17 protein-coding genes and 2 rRNA genes (1 of these 19 only partly in view) are annotated in these 18,953 nt (G+C 44.4%); all 19 read left to right on the plus strand.

Annotated elements, in window-relative coordinates; translation table 11 throughout:
- Positions 1-1,380 (plus strand): 23S ribosomal RNA (locus EL241_RS05200); it begins 1,553 nt to the left of the window's first position.
- Between the two features lie 73 nt (positions 1,381-1,453).
- Positions 1,454-1,569 (plus strand): 5S ribosomal RNA (gene rrf, locus EL241_RS05205).
- A gap of 128 nt (positions 1,570-1,697) precedes the next feature.
- A complete protein-coding gene (locus tag EL241_RS05210; protein WP_003756360.1) occupies positions 1,698-2,228 on the plus strand; it encodes a DUF2179 domain-containing protein in 531 nt (176 codons plus the stop codon).
- Between the two features lie 167 nt (positions 2,229-2,395).
- Positions 2,396-2,884: a 5-(carboxyamino)imidazole ribonucleotide mutase gene (gene purE, locus EL241_RS05215; protein ID WP_003756359.1), complete on the plus strand. Its 489-nt coding sequence runs from the start codon at positions 2,396-2,398 to the stop codon at positions 2,882-2,884.
- Positions 2,877-4,001: a 5-(carboxyamino)imidazole ribonucleotide synthase gene (gene purK, locus EL241_RS05220; protein WP_036107453.1), complete on the plus strand. Its 1,125-nt coding sequence runs from the start codon at positions 2,877-2,879 to the stop codon at positions 3,999-4,001. Before purE ends, purK begins: the two co-directional genes overlap by 8 nt.
- Positions 4,002-4,019: 18 nt before the next feature.
- Positions 4,020-5,312 carry an adenylosuccinate lyase gene (purB, locus tag EL241_RS05225; protein ID WP_036107452.1) on the plus strand — a complete coding sequence of 431 codons (1,293 nt, stop codon included), beginning with the start codon at positions 4,020-4,022 and terminating at the stop codon, positions 5,310-5,312.
- 75 nt (positions 5,313-5,387) lie between these two features.
- Entirely contained in the window at positions 5,388-6,101 is a 714-nt protein-coding gene (gene purC, locus EL241_RS05230; RefSeq protein ID WP_036107451.1) for a phosphoribosylaminoimidazolesuccinocarboxamide synthase, read from the plus strand.
- Between the two features lie 20 nt (positions 6,102-6,121).
- Positions 6,122-6,370: a phosphoribosylformylglycinamidine synthase subunit PurS gene (gene purS / locus EL241_RS05235; RefSeq protein ID WP_036107450.1), complete on the plus strand. Its 249-nt coding sequence runs from the start codon at positions 6,122-6,124 to the stop codon at positions 6,368-6,370.
- On the plus strand, positions 6,370-7,053 hold the full coding sequence (gene purQ, locus EL241_RS05240) for a phosphoribosylformylglycinamidine synthase subunit PurQ (RefSeq protein ID WP_036107449.1): 684 nt from the start codon (positions 6,370-6,372) through the stop codon (positions 7,051-7,053). Before purS ends, purQ begins: the two co-directional genes overlap by 1 nt.
- Positions 7,046-9,265, plus strand: a complete 2,220-nt coding sequence (gene purL / locus EL241_RS05245) for a phosphoribosylformylglycinamidine synthase subunit PurL (RefSeq protein ID WP_036107447.1) — start codon at positions 7,046-7,048, stop codon at positions 9,263-9,265. Before purQ ends, purL begins: the two co-directional genes overlap by 8 nt.
- Positions 9,250-10,686, plus strand: coding sequence for an amidophosphoribosyltransferase (gene purF / locus EL241_RS05250; RefSeq protein WP_036107446.1), 1,437 nt, complete (start codon positions 9,250-9,252; stop codon positions 10,684-10,686). The genes purL and purF overlap by 16 nt, the downstream gene beginning before the upstream one ends.
- 14 nt (positions 10,687-10,700) lie before the next feature.
- A complete protein-coding gene (purM, locus tag EL241_RS05255) occupies positions 10,701-11,750 on the plus strand; it encodes a phosphoribosylformylglycinamidine cyclo-ligase (protein WP_036107444.1) in 1,050 nt (349 codons plus the stop codon).
- A complete protein-coding gene (gene purN, locus EL241_RS05260; protein WP_036107442.1) occupies positions 11,747-12,322 on the plus strand; it encodes a phosphoribosylglycinamide formyltransferase in 576 nt (191 codons plus the stop codon). Before purM ends, purN begins: the two co-directional genes overlap by 4 nt.
- Complete coding sequence (gene purH / locus EL241_RS05265; protein ID WP_036107440.1) at positions 12,319-13,848, plus strand: bifunctional phosphoribosylaminoimidazolecarboxamide formyltransferase/IMP cyclohydrolase; 1,530 nt, start codon at positions 12,319-12,321, stop codon at positions 13,846-13,848. Before purN ends, purH begins: the two co-directional genes overlap by 4 nt.
- A 23-nt stretch (positions 13,849-13,871) precedes the next feature.
- Positions 13,872-15,137, plus strand: coding sequence for a phosphoribosylamine--glycine ligase (gene purD / locus EL241_RS05270; RefSeq protein WP_036107439.1), 1,266 nt, complete (start codon positions 13,872-13,874; stop codon positions 15,135-15,137).
- A 145-nt stretch (positions 15,138-15,282) separates the two neighbouring features.
- Positions 15,283-15,585 carry a YerC/YecD family TrpR-related protein gene (locus tag EL241_RS05275; protein ID WP_036107437.1) on the plus strand — a complete coding sequence of 101 codons (303 nt, stop codon included), beginning with the start codon at positions 15,283-15,285 and terminating at the stop codon, positions 15,583-15,585.
- The gene (locus EL241_RS05280; protein ID WP_003756332.1) at positions 15,575-15,820 is read left to right on the plus strand and encodes a hypothetical protein; all 246 of its coding nucleotides are present in this window, start codon (positions 15,575-15,577) and stop codon (positions 15,818-15,820) included. The genes EL241_RS05275 and EL241_RS05280 overlap by 11 nt, the downstream gene beginning before the upstream one ends.
- 188 nt (positions 15,821-16,008) lie before the next feature.
- Positions 16,009-16,704: a geranylgeranylglyceryl/heptaprenylglyceryl phosphate synthase gene (locus EL241_RS05285; RefSeq protein WP_036107435.1), complete on the plus strand. Its 696-nt coding sequence runs from the start codon at positions 16,009-16,011 to the stop codon at positions 16,702-16,704.
- Between the two features lie 38 nt (positions 16,705-16,742).
- On the plus strand, positions 16,743-18,935 hold the full coding sequence (gene pcrA / locus EL241_RS05290; protein WP_115345516.1) for a DNA helicase PcrA: 2,193 nt from the start codon (positions 16,743-16,745) through the stop codon (positions 18,933-18,935).
- Positions 18,936-18,953: the final 18 nt, after the last annotated feature.

The raw sequence follows: 18,953 nt of genomic DNA on the forward strand, positions 1-18,953 counted from the left end.
CTCGCGAAGCATGAGCTGTGATGGGGAAGGAAATTAAGTACGGAAGTTCCTGATTTCACGCTGTCAAGAAAAGCCTCTAGTTAGAACTGTACTGCCCGTACCGCAAACCGACACAGGTAGATGAGGAGAGAATCCTAAGGTGAGCGAGAGAACTCTCGTTAAGGAACTCGGCAAAATGACCCCGTAACTTCGGGAGAAGGGGTGCTCTATTAGGGTGAAAGCCCGAGAGAGCCGCAGTGAATAGGCCCAGGCGACTGTTTAGCAAAAACACAGGTCTCTGCAAAACCGTAAGGTGACGTATAGGGGCTGACGCCTGCCCGGTGCTGGAAGGTTAAGAGGAGCGCTTAGCGCAAGCGAAGGTGCGAATTGAAGCCCCAGTAAACGGCGGCCGTAACTATAACGGTCCTAAGGTAGCGAAATTCCTTGTCGGGTAAGTTCCGACCCGCACGAAAGGCGCAACGATCTGGGCACTGTCTCAACGAGAGACTCGGTGAAATTATAGTACCTGTGAAGATGCAGGTTACCCGCGACAGGACGGAAAGACCCCGTGGAGCTTTACTGCAACCTGATATGGAATGTTTGTACCGCTTGTACAGGATAGGTAGGAGCCTAAGAGCTGCGCGCGCCAGCGTGCAAGGAGGCAATGGTGGGATACTACCCTGGCTGTATGACCATTCTAACCCGCCACGCTTAGCGCGTGGGGAGACAGTGTCAGGTGGGCAGTTTGACTGGGGCGGTCGCCTCCTAAAGAGTAACGGAGGCGCCCAAAGGTTCCCTCAGAATGGATGGAAATCATTCGCAGAGTGTAAAGGCACAAGGGAGCTTGACTGCGAGACTGACAAGTCGAGCAGGGACGAAAGTCGGGCTTAGTGATCCGGTGGTTCCGCATGGAAGGGCCATCGCTCAACGGATAAAAGCTACCCCGGGGATAACAGGCTTATCTCCCCCAAGAGTCCACATCGACGGGGAGGTTTGGCACCTCGATGTCGGCTCGTCGCATCCTGGGGCTGTAGTCGGTCCCAAGGGTTGGGCTGTTCGCCCATTAAAGCGGCACGCGAGCTGGGTTCAGAACGTCGTGAGACAGTTCGGTCCCTATCCGTCGCGGGCGCAGGAAATTTGAGAGGAGCTGTCCTTAGTACGAGAGGACCGGGATGGACGCACCGCTGGTGTACCAGTTGTTCCGCCAGGAGCATCGCTGGGTAGCTATGTGCGGCAGGGATAAACGCTGAAAGCATCTAAGCGTGAAGCCCCCCTCAAGATGAGATTTCCCATTTCTTCGGAAAGTAAGATCCCTGAAAGATGATCAGGTAGATAGGTTTGGAGTGGAAGTATGGCAACATATGGAGCGGACAAATACTAATCGATCGAGGACTTAACCAATAAAAATGATTATCGGTGAAAACTTTACAACCTTTCTTCTCTAGTTTTGAGAGAATGTTTTTCTCTTATATTGTCTGGTAGTTATGGCGAGAAGGTCACACCCGTTCCCATCCCGAACACGGTAGTTAAGCTTCTCTGCGCCAATGGTAGTAGGGGGTTTCCCCCTGTGAGAGTAGGTCGCTGCCGGGCTCCTTGAAAAGTCTAGATATTTCTAGGCTTTTTTATTTTATCTACTAATATGTTGATGTTTTACTTTTTGAAATTAGTGAAAACAAAGAGTAGAATAAATAAAGAGGATGCTTTAGTGGGGGGATACGATGGACAATGCAATTATTGTATTGATAACTATTTTTGTTATTAATATTTTATATGTAACAATTTCAACAATACGCTTATTACTGACAATGAAAGGTTATCGATATTTTGCGGCTTTATCTAGTGTAGTAGAAATGATGGTATATGTACTAGCGCTCAGTTTAGTACTCAATAATCTGAATAACATCTGGAACGTCATTGCCTATTCACTTGGATTTGGTGTAGGGATCGTTATCGGTATGAAAATCGAGGAGCGTTTAGCACTGGGATATATTACAGTGAAAGTAATTACAGATGGGTATAATCTTGATCTTCCGAATCATATTCGTGATTTAGGCTATGGCGTGACGAGTTGGTTTGCCAGTGGGCGTGATGGTGAGCGGATGGTGTTGGAAATCCTGACGCAGCGAAAAAACGAACGAAAGCTGTATAAAGAGATCATTTCCTTAGATGAAAAAGCGTTTATTGTTTCTACAGAGCCGAAGCAGATATATGGTGGGTTCTGGGTCAAACAAATGCGTAAACATAAATAAGAGAGAATATATCAGGGAATTTCCTGATATATTTTTTTGTGAAGGTAAAACACGAACATTAATTATATAAGTATAAAAATAGTTCGATTTTTAATTGACAAGCGTAACACTGATTGTTAGAATGAAATAGTCAAGGAAATAACTATTTAAAAGGAGCTGAATCAGCGATGTCTGCAGTAGTAGGGGTCATAATGGGTAGTGCTTCTGATTGGGAAACGATGAAAAAAACATGTGAAGTACTAGATGAATTTGGCGTTTCGTATGAGAAAAAAGTAGTTTCCGCTCATCGAACACCAGATTTAATGTTTCGTTATGCAGAAAGTGCGAGAGATCGTGGGATTCAAATCATTATTGCCGGGGCAGGAGGAGCAGCACATCTGCCGGGCATGGTCGCAGCAAAAACAACGTTGCCGGTAATTGGAGTGCCAGTTCAGTCGAAAGCTTTGAATGGCATTGACTCCTTATTATCTATTGCGCAGATGCCTGCCGGGGTTCCTGTAGCCACCGTGGCGATCGGAAGCAGTGGAGCAACCAATGCCGGTTTACTTGCGGTACAAATATTGTCGATCCATGAAGAGGCTATTGCTAACAGTTTACAAAAAAGACGTGATAAACTAGAAGAAAATGTACTAGAAAGTAGTGATTTTCTTGAGTAGTAATTATTTGCGTCCTAATCAGACGATTGGTATCGTCGGAGGTGGACAACTAGGCAGAATGATGGCACTTGCAGCCAAAGCAATGGGATATCGGATCGCTGTGCTGGATCCGGCAGAAGATTGCCCTGCTGGACAAGTGAGCGATCAGCACTTGATCGCGCGTTATGATGATAAAGCAGCTCTTCAGAAGCTTGCAGAGCTTTCTGATGTTGTCACATATGAATTTGAAAATGTTGATTATGAAGCATTGAAAGAAATAGAAGGAAGCGTACGGCTTCCGCAAGGGACAGATCTATTATCGATCACCCAAGATCGAATCTTAGAAAAAGCCTATTTGGAATCAGCAAACATTAATATTGCACCATATGCTGTAATTGTCAGCAGAGATGAGATCGAAGCGGAAATCAATAGTATCGGTTATCCGGCAGTTTTAAAAACAGCTCAAGGCGGATATGATGGTAAAGGCCAAGTCGTGCTTTCTGATGCAAATGATATCGAAGAAGCAGAAAAGCTTTTGAAATACGGTTCTTGCGTTTTAGAAGCGTGGATACCATTTGAAAAAGAGATTTCTGTCGTGGTTGCGCGAAATGCACGTGGTCAAATTGAAACTTTCCCTGCAAGCGAGAATGTACATAAACGAAATATCTTGCATACTTCTCGGGTGCCTGCGTTTATCAATCAGGAGACGCATGAAGAGGCAGAGGGGATCGCGCATAAATTGGCCGAGGTTCTAAATTTGCAAGGGGTATTGGCTGTCGAAATGTTTGTAACGAAATCTGGTGCGATCTATGTCAATGAATTAGCACCGAGACCTCATAATTCTGGGCACTATACGATTGAAGCTTGTACGATCTCACAGTTTACGCAACACATCCGTGCGATTGTCGGTTTACCACTATTGAAACCCGAGCTATTAAAACCAGCAGTTATGGTCAATATCCTCGGTCAGCATGTCGCTCCGCTAGAAGAAGAAATCCCTAATTACCCTCGCTGGTATGTACATTATTATGGGAAAAAAGAAGCGCGCGAGAATCGTAAAATGGGGCATATCACGATTTTGACAGATAAACCGGATGAGACGCTTCAGGATCTGGAAGAATTGCAAATTTGGAAATAATTGGAGGAACGAAAAAGAATGATTGATCGTTATACAAGAGAAGAAATGGGCAAGATCTGGACAGAAGAAAATCGCTTTAATGCTTGGCTGGAAGTAGAGATCTTAGCATGCGAGGCGTGGGCAGAACTTGGGGACATCCCGAAAGAAGATGTGCGTAAGATTCGTGAAAATGCGAAATTCGATGTCGATCGCATCAAAGAGATCGAAGCAGAAACGAGACATGATGTCGTTGCTTTCACGCGTGCTGTGTCAGAATCACTTGGTGAAGAACGTAAGTGGGTGCATTATGGGTTAACGTCTACCGATGTTGTCGATACTGCCAATTCTTACCTATTAAAACAAGCAAACGTGATTTTGCGTGAGGATCTAAAACGATTTGTAACGATCCTAGGTGAGAAAGCAAAAGAACATAAATATACCGTTACAATGGGACGGACGCATGGTGTCCATGCGGAACCGACCACATTTGGTTTGAAGTTAGCATTGTGGTATGAGGAGATGAAACGGAACCTCGCGCGTTTTGAAGAAGCAGCTGCAGGCGTCGAATTTGGTAAGATATCCGGCGCTGTAGGTACGTATGCGAATATTGATCCGTTTGTGGAAGCATATGTATGTGAAAAATTAGGAACTACGCCGGCACCGATCTCTACACAAACATTGCAAAGAGATCGTCATGCAGCTTATGTAGCTACGCTCGCTTTGATCGCGACATCGGTAGAAAAATTTGCCGTGGAAGTTCGTGCCTTGCAAAAAAGTGAAGTACGCGAGGTAGAAGAATTTTTTGCAAAAGGACAAAAAGGCTCATCCGCAATGCCACATAAACGTAATCCGATCGGTTCGGAAAACGTAACTGGATTGGCACGGGTGATCCGCGGTCATATGATGACAGCTTATGAGAATGTACCGCTTTGGCATGAACGCGATATTTCACATAGTTCTGCAGAACGTATTATTTTACCAGATTCAACGATTTTATTAGATTATATTTTAAATCGGTTTGGTAATATCGTTAAAAATCTAACGGTCTTTCCTGATAATATGAAAAACAACATGGATCGGACATTAGGTCTTATCTATTCGCAGCGTGTATTATTAGCGCTGATCGACAAGGGAATGGCAAGAGAAGCAGCATATGATGTGGTGCAACCAAAAGCGATGGAGGCATGGGAAACAAAACAGCCTTTCCGGCAGTTAGTAGAAGGCGAACCGAAGATCACGGCTCTTTTATCCCCAGAAGAAATAGCAGACTGCTTCGATTATAATTATCATCTTAAGAATGTGGACCTTATATTTGAACGTTTAGGACTATAAATATAAATTCCAGCCTAGTTGCATATGCTGGGCTGGAATTTTGCATTTTAATCATAAGTCAAAGGAGTTTTTCAAGTGAAAGAAACTTTGTTGTATGAAGGAAAGGCAAAACGATTGTTCCAAACAGATGACCCCACTATCCTGCGCGTTGTTTATAAAGATGATGCTACAGCACTCAATGGCAAGCGCAAAGAAGTTTTTTCAGGAAAAGGGCGGCTCAATAATCAGATCACGAGCTTGTTGTTTGATTATCTCCGCAAAGAAGGAATCCCGAGTCATTTCATAAAAGCAATCTCGGAGATCGAACAATTAGTGAAGGCAGTAACGGTCATTCCATTGGAAGTCGTGGTTCGTAATAAAACGGCGGGTAGTCTTTCTAAACGTTTAGGAAGAGCAGACGGAGAGACGATCGATCCGGCAATCATTGAATTTTACTATAAAGATGATGAATTAGATGATCCATTTATCAATCAAGACCACATCCGATATTTGAAAATTGCGACAACAGCACAAGTCGAGACGATCAAGGAGCAAGCACTTACTGTCAACCAAGCATTAAAAAAGTTGTTTTTAAAAATGGGAATCGAATTGATCGATTTCAAGTTAGAATTTGGCATAGATACCGCAGGCACTGTTTTGCTGGCGGATGAGATTTCCCCCGATACCTGTCGTTTATGGGATCTGGAAACGAATCAAAAGCTGGATAAGGATGTTTTTCGCCAGAATATTGGGAATTTAACAACTGTTTATGAAGAAGTGTTGACGCGATTACAAAACGTGAATCATTAATTTTGGGAGGGACTTGTTCCGTGTATAAAGTAAAAGTTTACGTAACATTGAAAAAAAGTGTGTTAGATCCTCAAGGTGTGGCAGTTAAAGATGCAGCAGTAGGAATGGGGTATCCCGAGATCGACAGCGTTCGTATTGGGAAATTCATGGAGCTGACGGTGGAAAAATCAGAACGTGACATTCATGATGTATTGAATGAAATGTGTGATAAATTACTTACTAATCCTGTGATGGAAGATTATCGTTATGAGATTGAGGAGGAAGCGTAATGAGATTCGCTGTTATCCAGTTTCCCGGTTCCAATTGCGACCTTGATATGCTTCATGCGATTCAAGATGCGTTAGGTGAAGAAGCAGAATATGTCTGGCATGGAGAAGACTCACTGGAAGGATTTGACGCTTGTCTGCTTCCTGGGGGCTTTTCTTATGGAGACTATCTCCGTACAGGTGCGATTGCTAAGTTTGCGGCGATCATGCCGGAAGTAATGCGCTTTGCTGCTGAGGGGAAACCTGTACTTGGTGTTTGCAATGGTTTTCAGATTTTAACGGAAACAGGGCTTCTTCCCGGCGCATTGATCCGTAATCGCAATTTACACTTTGTTTGCAAAACGATCGATCTTGAAGTAACAAACAAGCAAACGATGTTTACAAATCAATACACGGAAAAAGCGCTCATTAAAATTCCCATCGCACATGGCGAGGGAAATTATTACTGCGATGATGAAACGCTAGAAAAATTAGTGAAGCAGAATCAAATTGTGTTTCGCTATGCCAACGAAAATCCGAATGGCAGCAAGCATAATATTGCAGGGATCATAAATGAACGTGGCAATGTTCTTGGAATGATGCCGCATCCAGAGCGTGCGGTCGAAAGTATCGTTGGCGGCGAAGATGGACTCAAATTATTCCAATCGATCGTGAAAGCTTGGAAGGAGGATATGATTCATGCTTAATGTAGAGCCCACTGCGGAACAAATCGAAGCGAAACAATTATATCAGGAAATGGGATTGACAACGGAAGAGTATCAGTTGATCTGCTCCATTATCAAACGGAAACCCAACTACACGGAAACGGGACTTTTTTCCGTCATGTGGTCAGAACACTGCAGCTATAAAAATTCCAAACCAGTATTGCGCAAATTCCCGACCACGGGCAAGCAAGTTTTACAAGGGCCTGGTGAAGGTGCAGGGATCGTGGATATCGGTGATGGTTTGGGAGTTGCTTTTAAAGTAGAAAGTCATAACCATCCTTCTTATGTAGAACCATATCAAGGCGCTGCAACAGGCGTTGGCGGGATCATCCGCGATGTTTTCTCCATGGGTGCGAGACCAATCGCGATGCTCAACTCGCTGCGGTTTGGCGAAGTAGACAATGCCTATACGAAATACTTGTTGAATGAAGTCGTTGCCGGGATCGCTGGTTACGGGAACTCGATCGGGATCCCCACTGTTGGCGGCGAAGTCCAGTTCGATCCTTGCTATGCAAAAAATCCATTGGTCAATGCCATGTGTGTGGGGCTGATCGAAAAGAAAGATATCCAAAAAGGGCAAGCAGTCGGCGTCGGGAATCCAATCATTTACGTTGGCGCAAAAACTGGACGCGATGGTATCCATGGCGCAACTTTCGCCTCTGCAGAATTTAGCGAGGAAGGTGAACAGCAGCGCTCGGCAGTGCAAGTTGGCGACCCTTTCATGGAGAAGCTGTTATTAGAAGCTTGTCTAGATGTGATCCATAATCATGCGGATATTTTAGTGGGCATTCAAGATATGGGAGCAGCGGGACTGGTGAGTTCGAGTTCGGAAATGGCATCCAAAGCTGGTTCTGGTTTGGAACTTGTCATGGATGATGTGCCAGTTCGAGAATCCGGAATGAGCGCTTATGAAATGCTTCTTTCCGAGTCGCAAGAACGAATGCTACTATGTGTGAAAAAAGGACATGAACAAGAAATCTATGATTTGTTCCAACATTATGGTCTCGAAGCGGTTGTGATCGGTCACGTTACTGCAGATAAATTATACACGATCAAGCAACATGGCAAAGTAGTAGCAAGCGTTCCTGTCGATAGTTTGGCAGAAGATGCGCCTGTTTACCATAAACCTTCTACAGAACCCGCACGTTTTCAAGCCTTTCAGAAAGAAACAGCCTACCTCCCGGAGATCACTTCACTTATGGAAACATGGAAACAATTATTGACACAACCAACGATCGCCAGCAAAAAGGCGATCTATGAACAATATGATTATCAAGTGCGTACGGATACAGTAGTAACACCCGGCTCTGATGCAGCGGTTATTCGTGTACGCGGTACAAACAAAGGTATCGCGATGACGACCGATTGTAATTCTCGCTATCTTTATTTAGATCCGAAAACTGGCGGTGCGATCGCAGTTGCAGAAGCAGCTCGTAATATTGTTGCTTCCGGCGGGAAACCACTTGCGATCACAGATGGATTGAATTTCGGTAATCCGGAAAAGCCAGAGATCTTTTGGGAGATCGAACAAGCAGCAGATGGTATCAGCGCCGCATGTTTGAAGCTAGATACGCCTGTTATTTCTGGAAATGTATCGCTTTATAATGAAACGGACGGCACGGGGATCTACCCGACACCAGTCATTGGGATGGTCGGATTGGTCGAAGATTTAAAACATGTGACGACACAAGCTTTCAAAACAGCAGGAGATTCGATTTATCTAATTGGTGATACGAAAGCAGAGTTTAGCGGCTCCGAATTACAAAAACTATTTACCGGTAAAATCAGCGGTAAAGCACCGGCATTGGATCTAGATACGGAAGCAAAACATCAAACTGCTGTGTTGGAAGCGATTCAAGCAGGCCTCATAAAATCAGCGCATGACTTGGCAGAAGGCGGTTTAGCTGTGGCACTTACAGAAGCAGCATTTGTTAATGGATTGGGTGCTGATGTTCATGTAGATTTTGATCTAGCATGGCTTTTCAGTGAATCACAATCACGCTTTTTAGTAACAGTCGCACCAGAAAAAGAAGCAGCATTTGAACAATTGATCAAAGCGGCAAAATTTAAAAAAATCGGAGTTGTCACAGAAGCAGCGATAATCAAAGTGGCTAATCCGCAAAATAAGATCGAATTGGCAGTAGAAGAATTACAAGCACTCTGGGAAGGGGCTATTCCATGCTTACTGAAGTAAAAAGTTTGAATGAAGAATGCGGGATTTTTGGCATTTGGGATCATCAAGCAGCTGCAGAGATCACTTACTTTGGCTTACACAGCCTTCAACATCGCGGTCAAGAAGGGGCGGGCATCGTTTCCACTGATGGCAATGTATTGCAAGGACACCGAAACCTAGGACTTCTTGCAGATGTTTTCAAACACGGGGAATTAGATCGTTTGAAAGGAAAAGGCGCGATCGGTCATGTTCGTTATGCGACTGCTGGTGGGAAAAGCCTCAGCAATGTACAGCCATTTCTCTATCATTTTCAGGAAAACTCATTTGCACTGGCACACAATGGTAACTTGGTAAATGCGAAATCGCTTCGCAAACAGTTAGAACAAGAGGGGGCGATCTTTCAAACCAGTTCTGATACCGAAGTGCTTGCCCATTTGATCAAACGAAGTCGCACAGGCGATTTTATTGAAGATCTGAAAGTAGCACTTAATCAAGTGAAGGGCGGCTTCGCTTATATGCTATTGACGGAAAATACATTGATCGCAGCGCTTGATCCAAATGGTTTTCGTCCACTTTCGATCGGCCGGATCGGGGATTCCTATGTCGTTGCTTCCGAAACCTGTGCTTTTGAAACGGTCGGCGCAGAATTTGTCAGAGATGTCGAACCAGGAGAATTAGTTATTATTAATGAAGATGGCCTACAGATTGAGCGTTACACAGAGGATGTCAAACACTCGATCTGCAGTATGGAATATATTTATTTTGCTAGACCAGATTCCAATATTGCTGGGATCAATGTCCATTCAGCTCGGAAACGTTCTGGCAAAAGATTGGCGGAAGAAGCATTTATTGATGCAGATGTCGTGACCGGTGTACCGGATTCCAGTATTTCCGCGGCGATCGGCTATGCAGAAACTGCGGGACTGCCTTATGAATTAGGATTGATAAAAAACCGGTATGTCGCCCGGACCTTTATCCAACCTTCACAAGAATTACGGGAACAAGGCGTACGGATGAAATTATCAGCTGTTCGCGGTGTCGTGGAAGGTAAACGGGTCGTGATGATCGATGATTCGATCGTCCGCGGCACGACTAGCAAACGCATCGTGCAGCTGCTTAGAGAAGCAGGAGCAGCAGAAGTACATGTACGGATCGCTTCACCGCCACTTGCTTTTCCATGCTTTTATGGGATTGATATTCAAACGCGGCATGAGTTGATCGCAGCAAATCATACTAAAGCGGAGATTTGCGAGCTTATCGGGGCAGATTCCCTAGAATATTTAAGCGAAGACGGTCTGGTGGAATCTATTGGCAAACCTTATCCAAACGAACCTTATGGCGGTCTTTGTATGGCGTATTTCAATGGTGATTATCCAACTGCGCTGTATGACTATGAACAAGAATATCTTGCAAGTATCGAATCGGAAAAGAATAACGGGTAAAAGGAGCGGGACAAATGGCAGAGAATGCGTATAGTAAAGCTGGCGTGGATGTGGAGGCTGGCTATGAAGTGGTGAGCCGTATCCAAAAACATGTCGCAAGTACGGAACGCCTTGGTACAATGGGCACACTTGGAGCTTTTGGTGGAATGTTTGATTTGAGCACGTTACAATTGGAAAAACCGGTCCTTGTTTCCGGTACGGACGGGGTCGGAACGAAGCTGCGGATCGCGATTGAAGCAGATAAGCATGATACCATTGGGATCGACTGCGTTGCAATGTGTGTGAATGATATTTTAGCGCAAGGTGCCGAACCTCTGTATTTCCTTGATTATATCGCTACTGGCAAAACGATTCCCGAAAAAATGGAGAGGATCGTTGCTGGCGTGGCAAAAGGTTGTAAAGAAGCTGGCGCAGCTCTGATTGGTGGAGAAACAGCCGAAATGCCGGATATGTACGCGGAAGATGATTACGACCTTGCTGGCTTTACGGTTGGTGCCGTAGAAAAGGATAAACTGATCGAAAGCGGGAAAGTGAAAGAAAACGATGTGCTGATCGGCTTAGCTTCAAGCGGTATCCACAGCAATGGTTATTCCTTGGTCCGCAAGATCTTCTTTAAAGAAAAGCAGTATCCCCTAACACAAACCTTTTCGGAATTAGCCAAACCATTAGGCGAAACGTTGCTCGAGCCGACTCGCATTTATGTTAAACCAGTATTAGAAGTATTGAAGCAAATCGATGTTCACAGCATTTCCCATATCACTGGTGGCGGCTTTGTCGAAAATATCCCGCGGATCTTGTCCGATGAGCTAGCTGCTGTAATTAAACTTGGCAGCTGGCCGGTATTACCGATCTTTGATGTCTTGAGAGCAGAAGGACAGCTGGAAGAAGCGGAGATGTACGAGATTTTCAATATGGGGATCGGAATGGTACTTGCCGTTTCAGAAAGCGATGTTGCGGAAGTGTTACGCATATTGGAAGAACAAAATGAAACAGGTTATATCATCGGTCAGACTACGAAGCGGACAGATGCAGTGGTCGTTTTCGATCAAGGCGGTGCCAAATGAAGCTTGCAGTTTTCGCTTCTGGAAATGGCAGCAACTTTCAAGCGCTGATCGATGAAGCAACGATCCGACCACATATTGAGTTGGTAGTTTGCGATCGTCCAGAAGCCTATGTGATCAAGCGTGCGGAGCAACATGCAATTCCAGTATTCACTTTTTCAGCAAAAGCATTTGCGAACAAAGCGGCCTATGAAAACGCGATTTTACATGAGCTGGAAAAATATGCTGTTGATTTTGTTGTATTGGCGGGTTATATGCGATTGATCGGGCCAACGCTACTTACAAAATTTCCAAACCGGATCATTAATCTGCATCCCTCGCTCTTGCCGAAATTTCCAGGCAAAGATGCGATTCAGCAAGCACTTGATGCTGGGGAGAGGGAAACTGGGGTGACAGCACATTTTGTCGATGAAGGAATGGATACTGGACCAGTCATTGACCAGGCGCGGGTCCTTATCGAGAAAGAAGACGGCTTAGAAGAACTTACGGCAAAGATCCATCAAATCGAACATCATTTTTATCCGAACGTTGTGAAACAATTGATCTTAAAACAAGGAGAGGGTTTTGAAAAATGAAAAGAGCATTGATAAGTGTTTCAGATAAAACAGGCGTGACCGAGTTTGCGAAGGAATTAGTTGCGCTGGATTATGAGATCATTTCCACTGGCGGAACTAAGACCGCATTGGAAGAAGCCGGCGTCCCGGTTATCGGTGTAGAAGAAGTGACCGATTTTCCAGAGATGTTGGACGGACGAGTGAAGACGCTTCATCCAGCGATTCACGGCGCACTCCTTGCCAGACGCGATCACGAATCTCACATGGAAGCACTTCATGCCCATCATATCGAAACGATCGATGTTGTTTGTGTTAATCTATATCCATTTCAGGAGACGATTACCAGAAAAGATGTTACGCTAGAAGAAGCAATTGAAAACATCGACATCGGAGGCCCCTCGATGTTGCGCTCGGCTTCTAAAAATTATGCAGCGGTGACAGTAGTTGTCGACAACAATGACTATGCAGCCGTTTTAGAGGAACTTCGGACGCATGGGGCGACAACCTTTGCGACAAGAGAACGGTTAGCGGCGAAAGTATTTCGCCATACGGCCGCTTACGATGCTCTTATTGCTGAATACTTGACCGAGCAAGCGGGAGAAACGTTCCCAGAAAAAATAACATTGACGTATGATTTGAAACAACCGCTTCGCTATGGCGAAAATCCGCATCAAAAGGCGGCATTTTATGCAGAACCGATTGCTAAATATGATGCGATCAGCACAGCAGAACAACTGCACGGAAAAGAACTTTCCTATAATAATATCAAAGATGCCGATGCAGCACTCAAGATCGCAGCAGAATTTGAAGAGCCAGTCGCAGTAGCAGTCAAACATATGAATCCTTGCGGTGTAGGTGTTGGTGATACGATCGAAACAGCCTTCTTGCGTGCTTATGAGGCGGATCGCACGTCTATCTTTGGCGGGATCATTGCGTTAAACCGCGAAGTAGATCAGCAAACAGCCGAACATTTGAGCGAGATTTTCCTCGAAATCGTCTTAGCACCTAATTTTAGCGCCGAAGCACTCGATATTTTGACGAAAAAGAAAAATATCCGCTTATTAGTACTTCCGTTTACAAAGACCAAACCGAATTTAGAAAAGACTTCCGTCATCGGTGGATTGTTGGTACAAGACGGCGACACGCAGGTGGAGGACATTGCTACGTATGAAGTGGTAACAAAAGAACAACCAACGGAAGAAGAATGGAAAGCGCTTCTCACGCAGTGGAAGATCGTGAAACATGTCAAATCCAATGCGATCGTAGTTGGAAATGACAAGCAGACGCTTGGGATCGGTGCCGGCCAGATGAATCGGATTGGCTCTGCGGTGATCGCCTTAGAACAAGCTGGTGAAAAAAGTCATGGAGCGGTACTTGCTTCGGACGCCTTTTTCCCAATGAATGACACAGTAGAAGCAGCTGCCAAAGCAGGGATCAAAGCTATCATTCAGCCCGGTGGTTCCATTAAAGATAAAGAATCGATTGAAATGGCCGACCAATACGGAGTGGCAATGGTCGTAACGCATGTACGTCATTTTAAACATTAAGAAGCTAAAAGGACGTGGAAAAAATGAAGTTTTTAGTAGTTGGAAGTGGTGGGAGAGAACACGCTATCGCCCTTCAGCTTGCCAAATCAGAACGCGTAGAAGAAGTTATCGTTGCTCCTGGTAACGGTGGGATAACGGGAACAAAAATCACAACGATCGCTATTAGCGAACAAGAACATCAAAACTTAGCAGACCTTGCACGAGAAAAGCATGTCGATTATGCGATCGTTGGCCCAGAAGTACCACTTCTAGCAGGACTTGCAGATGTGCTAGAAGAAGCCGGAGTCCCTACACTTGGTCCCTCACAGAAGGCAGCTTTGATCGAGGGGAGCAAAGATTTCGCTAAACAATTTATGAAAAAATATGCGATCCCAACAGCAGAATTCCAAACCTTTACCGACTATGAGACCGCAAAGGCTTATCTAGATAAGCAAGGCGCGCCGATCGTTATCAAGGCGGACGGTCTAGCAGCCGGCAAAGGCGTTGTGGTGGCAGAAACGATGGAAATCGCTACAATCGCACTCAAAGATATGCTACTTGAAGATAAATTCAGCAAGGTTGGGGAACATAAAGTAGTCATCGAAGAATTTTTGAGCGGCGAAGAATTTTCATTGATGGCATTTGTAAATGGGGAAGCAGTTTATCCTATGGAGATCGCACAAGATCATAAACGCGCTTACGAAGGCGACAAAGGTCCGAATACGGGCGGAATGGGCGCATATTCCCCAGTCAGACATATCGATAGCAGTTTGGTGGATACGGCAGTGCGAACAGTTTTAGAAAAAACAGCACTTGGCTTAGTACAGGAAGGACGTCCTTTCAAGGGTATCTTATATGCAGGATTGATCGCTACAGAAGAAGGTCCGAAAGTGATTGAGTTCAACGCTCGCTTTGGTGATCCGGAAACACAAGTCGTGCTGCCACGATTGGAAAGTGACTTTGCTAACTTGGTAGCGGATCTACTGGATGGAAAAGTACCAGATGTTCGTTTCAAAACAGAAGGTACCACGCTTGGAGTGGTTTTGGCCAGCAGTGGATACCCAGGTGATTATGAGACCGGAAAACCGCTGAAGCGATTGGCGGACTTAACGGACGAAGTGCATGTTTTTCATGCTGGAACAAAAGTAGAAAAAGATGGGGCCATTGTATCAAACGGCGGCCGCGTGCTATTGCTTCAAACTGAAGCGGAGTCGATGAATGCAGCCAGAGCGAAGTTATATAAAGAAATGGAAAAACTAGATGATCCGAATTTCTTTTATCGAATGGATATCGGCACAAGAGAAGAATAAAAGGGGAAGACATTTTGAGTGTATCAAAATGTCTTTTTTGTGTGTTAAACTAGATAGGGACAGTCACCGAAGTGAAAACGCTTGTGTTCCATGCGTTGATACATTAAAATATAAAAGTATAAGAGTAAATCGCGGAGGTATCACTATGCAAATAGAAAAGTTACGTGGACAAGGGTTAGACCACTTTTTTGAAGGTATCTTGTCTTTAAATAATTTAGAAGAATGTTATGCATTTTTTGATGATGTTTGTACGGTAAATGAGATCCAATCTATGGCACAGCGTTTTCAAGTTGCGAAAATGCTGCATGAAGGCAAGACCTATAGTGTGATCGAAACGGAGACAGGTGCTAGCACGGCAACGATCTCAAGAGTCAAACGGTCGCTCAATTACGGAAATGATATGTATGAAGTCGTGTTTGCAAGGATGGAGCAGGATAATGAAAAGTAAAATTATTTGGCGAATAGCTGCTGTTATCATTGTGATCATTGCTATAATCGTCGCTGTCAACATGATGATAACGAAAACACCACTCGAATACTCGTTGCCATGGCATTGGGTTTTCATCGGCTGTTTTGTCGTTACATTGTTAGTCAACATTCGCGGACGTCATTTAGTCGGCCTTTCGATCGGGCTTGGAGGATTGTTCTTACTTGTGACAAGCCTAGTGATCCGCGCGCTATAAATTAATTTTTTCGTTCGCAGTATTTTAAGCAGGCGTTAGCAAACCAGTGGTTTTTGTTTCTTGCAGAAATCACTGGTTTTATTTTAGTGAAAAAACGGTAAATAGACAGATGCGACTGAGAAAAACTAATGGTATAATAGTAAGGTTAATAAAACAAATGCGATGCCTGATTGGGATAGGAGAAGAAAATGAGACATTTATTCAAATTGGACCCGGCAAAAGCAAATACGGAAGCACTTATCCAGCGATTGGCGGAGGCAGGAACAGATGGTTTTATTATTGGTGGAACAGATGATATCGAGGCAGAGCAAGTACATACGCTCTATCAATGGGCGGATAAAACAGCGCTGCCGATTTTTATGGAAATAAGTGAAGAAGCTTTTATTGTTGGAGCGGCAGATCATTTTCTCGTTCCGCTTGTCTTAAATACGACGAATATCGCTTGGTTTGGCGGGAAGCATCAAGAAGTCATCAAAACCTATCATCCCTACATGCCGTGGTCGAAAATTTGGACAGAGGGTTATGTGATTTTGAATCCGGAGGCAAAAGCGGCGAAACATGCCGATGCGAATACGGATCTGACATACGATGATGTTGCAGCTTATGCACTGATGGCAGAAAAGCTTTTCGCATTGAACATTTTGTATATCGAATATAGCGGGACATATGGCGATGCGGCTTTAGTCCAACATGCCAAGCGTTTTTTGAAGCAAACCAAATTATGGTATGGCGGTGGGATCAGGAATAGAGAACAGGCGCTCGAAATGGCGACTGTCGCTGATACGATCATTGTCGGCAATGTGATTTACGAAGATGTGGAAGAAGCGATTCAGACGGCAAAAATTTTCGCGGATAAATCCGTGACGAATCCAGAGACAATATGATAAAATAAGAACAAATGTTTGTATGGTGGTGTAGATAAATGCAAGGAAATGCAGAACAATTAGTCCACGGATTAAATCCGGAACAACGTAAGGCAGTAGAAACGACAGAAGGACCATTACTTATCATGGCGGGAGCCGGTAGTGGAAAGACAAGGGTGCTGACACATCGCATCGCTTATTTAGTACGTGAAAAAGGAGTAAGCCCGTATAATATCTTGGCGATCACTTTTACGAACAAAGCAGCTCGCGAAATGAAAGCGCGGGTCGGCGGTCTTATGGGAGGAGAAGGCGAATCCATTTGGATCTCGACATTCCACTCGATGTGTGTTCGGATCTTGCGCCGTGATATTGATCGGATCGGTTATGAACGAAACTTTACAATTCTCGACAGCGGCGACCAGTTATCTGTTATCAAAGGTATCTTGAAAGATAAGAATGTCGATAGCAAAAAATTTGAACCGCGCGGGATTTTAGCATCGATCAGCAACGCAAAAAATGAACTGATCACAGCCGGGGAATATAAAAAAGAAGCAGTCGGTTTTTATGACAAAATGGTTGGCGATGTATATGAAGCTTATGAAAAGAAATTAAAACGCAACCAAGCACTTGATTTTGACGACTTGATCATGGTAACGATCCAGCTTTTTGAACGTGTGCCGGAAGTGCTGGAATACTACCAGCGCAAGTTTCAATATATCCATGTGGATGAGTATCAAGATACGAACCACGCGCAGTATCTATTGGTCAAACTGCTTGCTGCTAGATTTAAAAATCTATGCGTCGTAGGGGACTCTGACCAATCGATTTATGGTTGGCGCGGAGCTGATATCAGTAATATCTTATCGTTTGAAAAAGATTATCCGAAAGCAGCGGTTATTTTGCTGGAAGAAAACTATCGTTCAACGAAGCGCATTTTAGAAGCGGCGAACAGCGTGATCGAAAACAACAGCAATCGTAAACCGAAAAAACTGTGGACCAGCAACAGTGAAGGGAAAAAGATTTTTTATCATAAAGCACTGACAGAAAAAGAAGAAGCGGCTTACGTCGTTTCCAAGATCCAAGAATTGAAGCGCCCTTACAGCGACATCGCGATTTTATATCGTACCAATGCGCAGTCGCGGGTACTGGAAGAATATTTCATGAAATCGAATATCGCTTATACGATGGTCGGCGGTACAAAGTTCTATGACCGCAAAGAGATCAAAGATATTTTGGCTTATTTACGCTTAGTAAGCAATAATGACGATGATATCAGTCTGACGCGAATCGTAAATGTACCGAAGCGTGGAGTTGGTGCGGGTACGCTTGATAAATTGAATAACGTCGCAACAAGCTACGATCTACCATTGTTTGAAGTGCTTAATCGTATTGAAATGGCAGGGATCTCTGCTAAAGTAAGCAAACAGCTGGTCGAATTTTACGAACTTGTCCATGGCTTTACCCAAATGCAGGACTATTTATCCGTAACAGAACTGGTGGAAGAAATCCTCAAGAAAACCGGTTATCGTGAAATGCTAGAAAACGAGCGGACGATCGAAGCACAAACACGGTTGGAAAATATCGACGAGTTCCTTTCTGTTACTCAAAACTTTGAAAAGGAAAGCGAAGACAAATCATTACTTGCTTTCTTAACAGATCTGGCACTTGTTGCCGATGTCGATCGTTTGGAAGATGAAACAGAAAATAATGGGTCCGTCACCTTGATGACGCTCCACTCTGCCAAAGGATTGGAATTCCCAGTCGTTTTCCTTGTCGGCATGGAAGAAGGGATTTTCCCGCATTCCCGTGCCATCTATGAAGAATCGGAAATGGAAGAAGAACGCCGGCTTGCTTATGTGGGGATCACACGTGCGGAAGAAGAATTATTTATCACCAGTGCTTATTCCCGGATGCTTTATGGCCGTCCGTCTTCCAACTTGGAATCTCGCTTTATTGGTGAGATCCCCGCTGATCTTGTCGAAACAGGCAATGAAAGCAAAGTCAATAAAGAAATGCCGTTTGCGAAACGGAAAAAAATTGCCGCTCAGAAAAATGTACCCGCTTATCAGGCTTCAGGCGCTGCTAAACTCGGCTGGGCAGTCGGGGATAAGGCCAATCATAAAAAATGGGGCGTAGGAACGGTTGTCAGCGTCAAAGGTGAAGGAACAGGTATGGAACTAGATATCGCTTTTCCTGACCCGGTTGGCATCAAGCGTTTACTGGCAGAATTTGCGCCTGTAGAAAAAATATGAGTGAAGTAGGTGTAGATG

The organism is Listeria grayi, assembly GCF_900638015.1.
GTDB classification, from domain to species: domain Bacteria; phylum Bacillota; class Bacilli; order Lactobacillales; family Listeriaceae; genus Listeria; species Listeria grayi.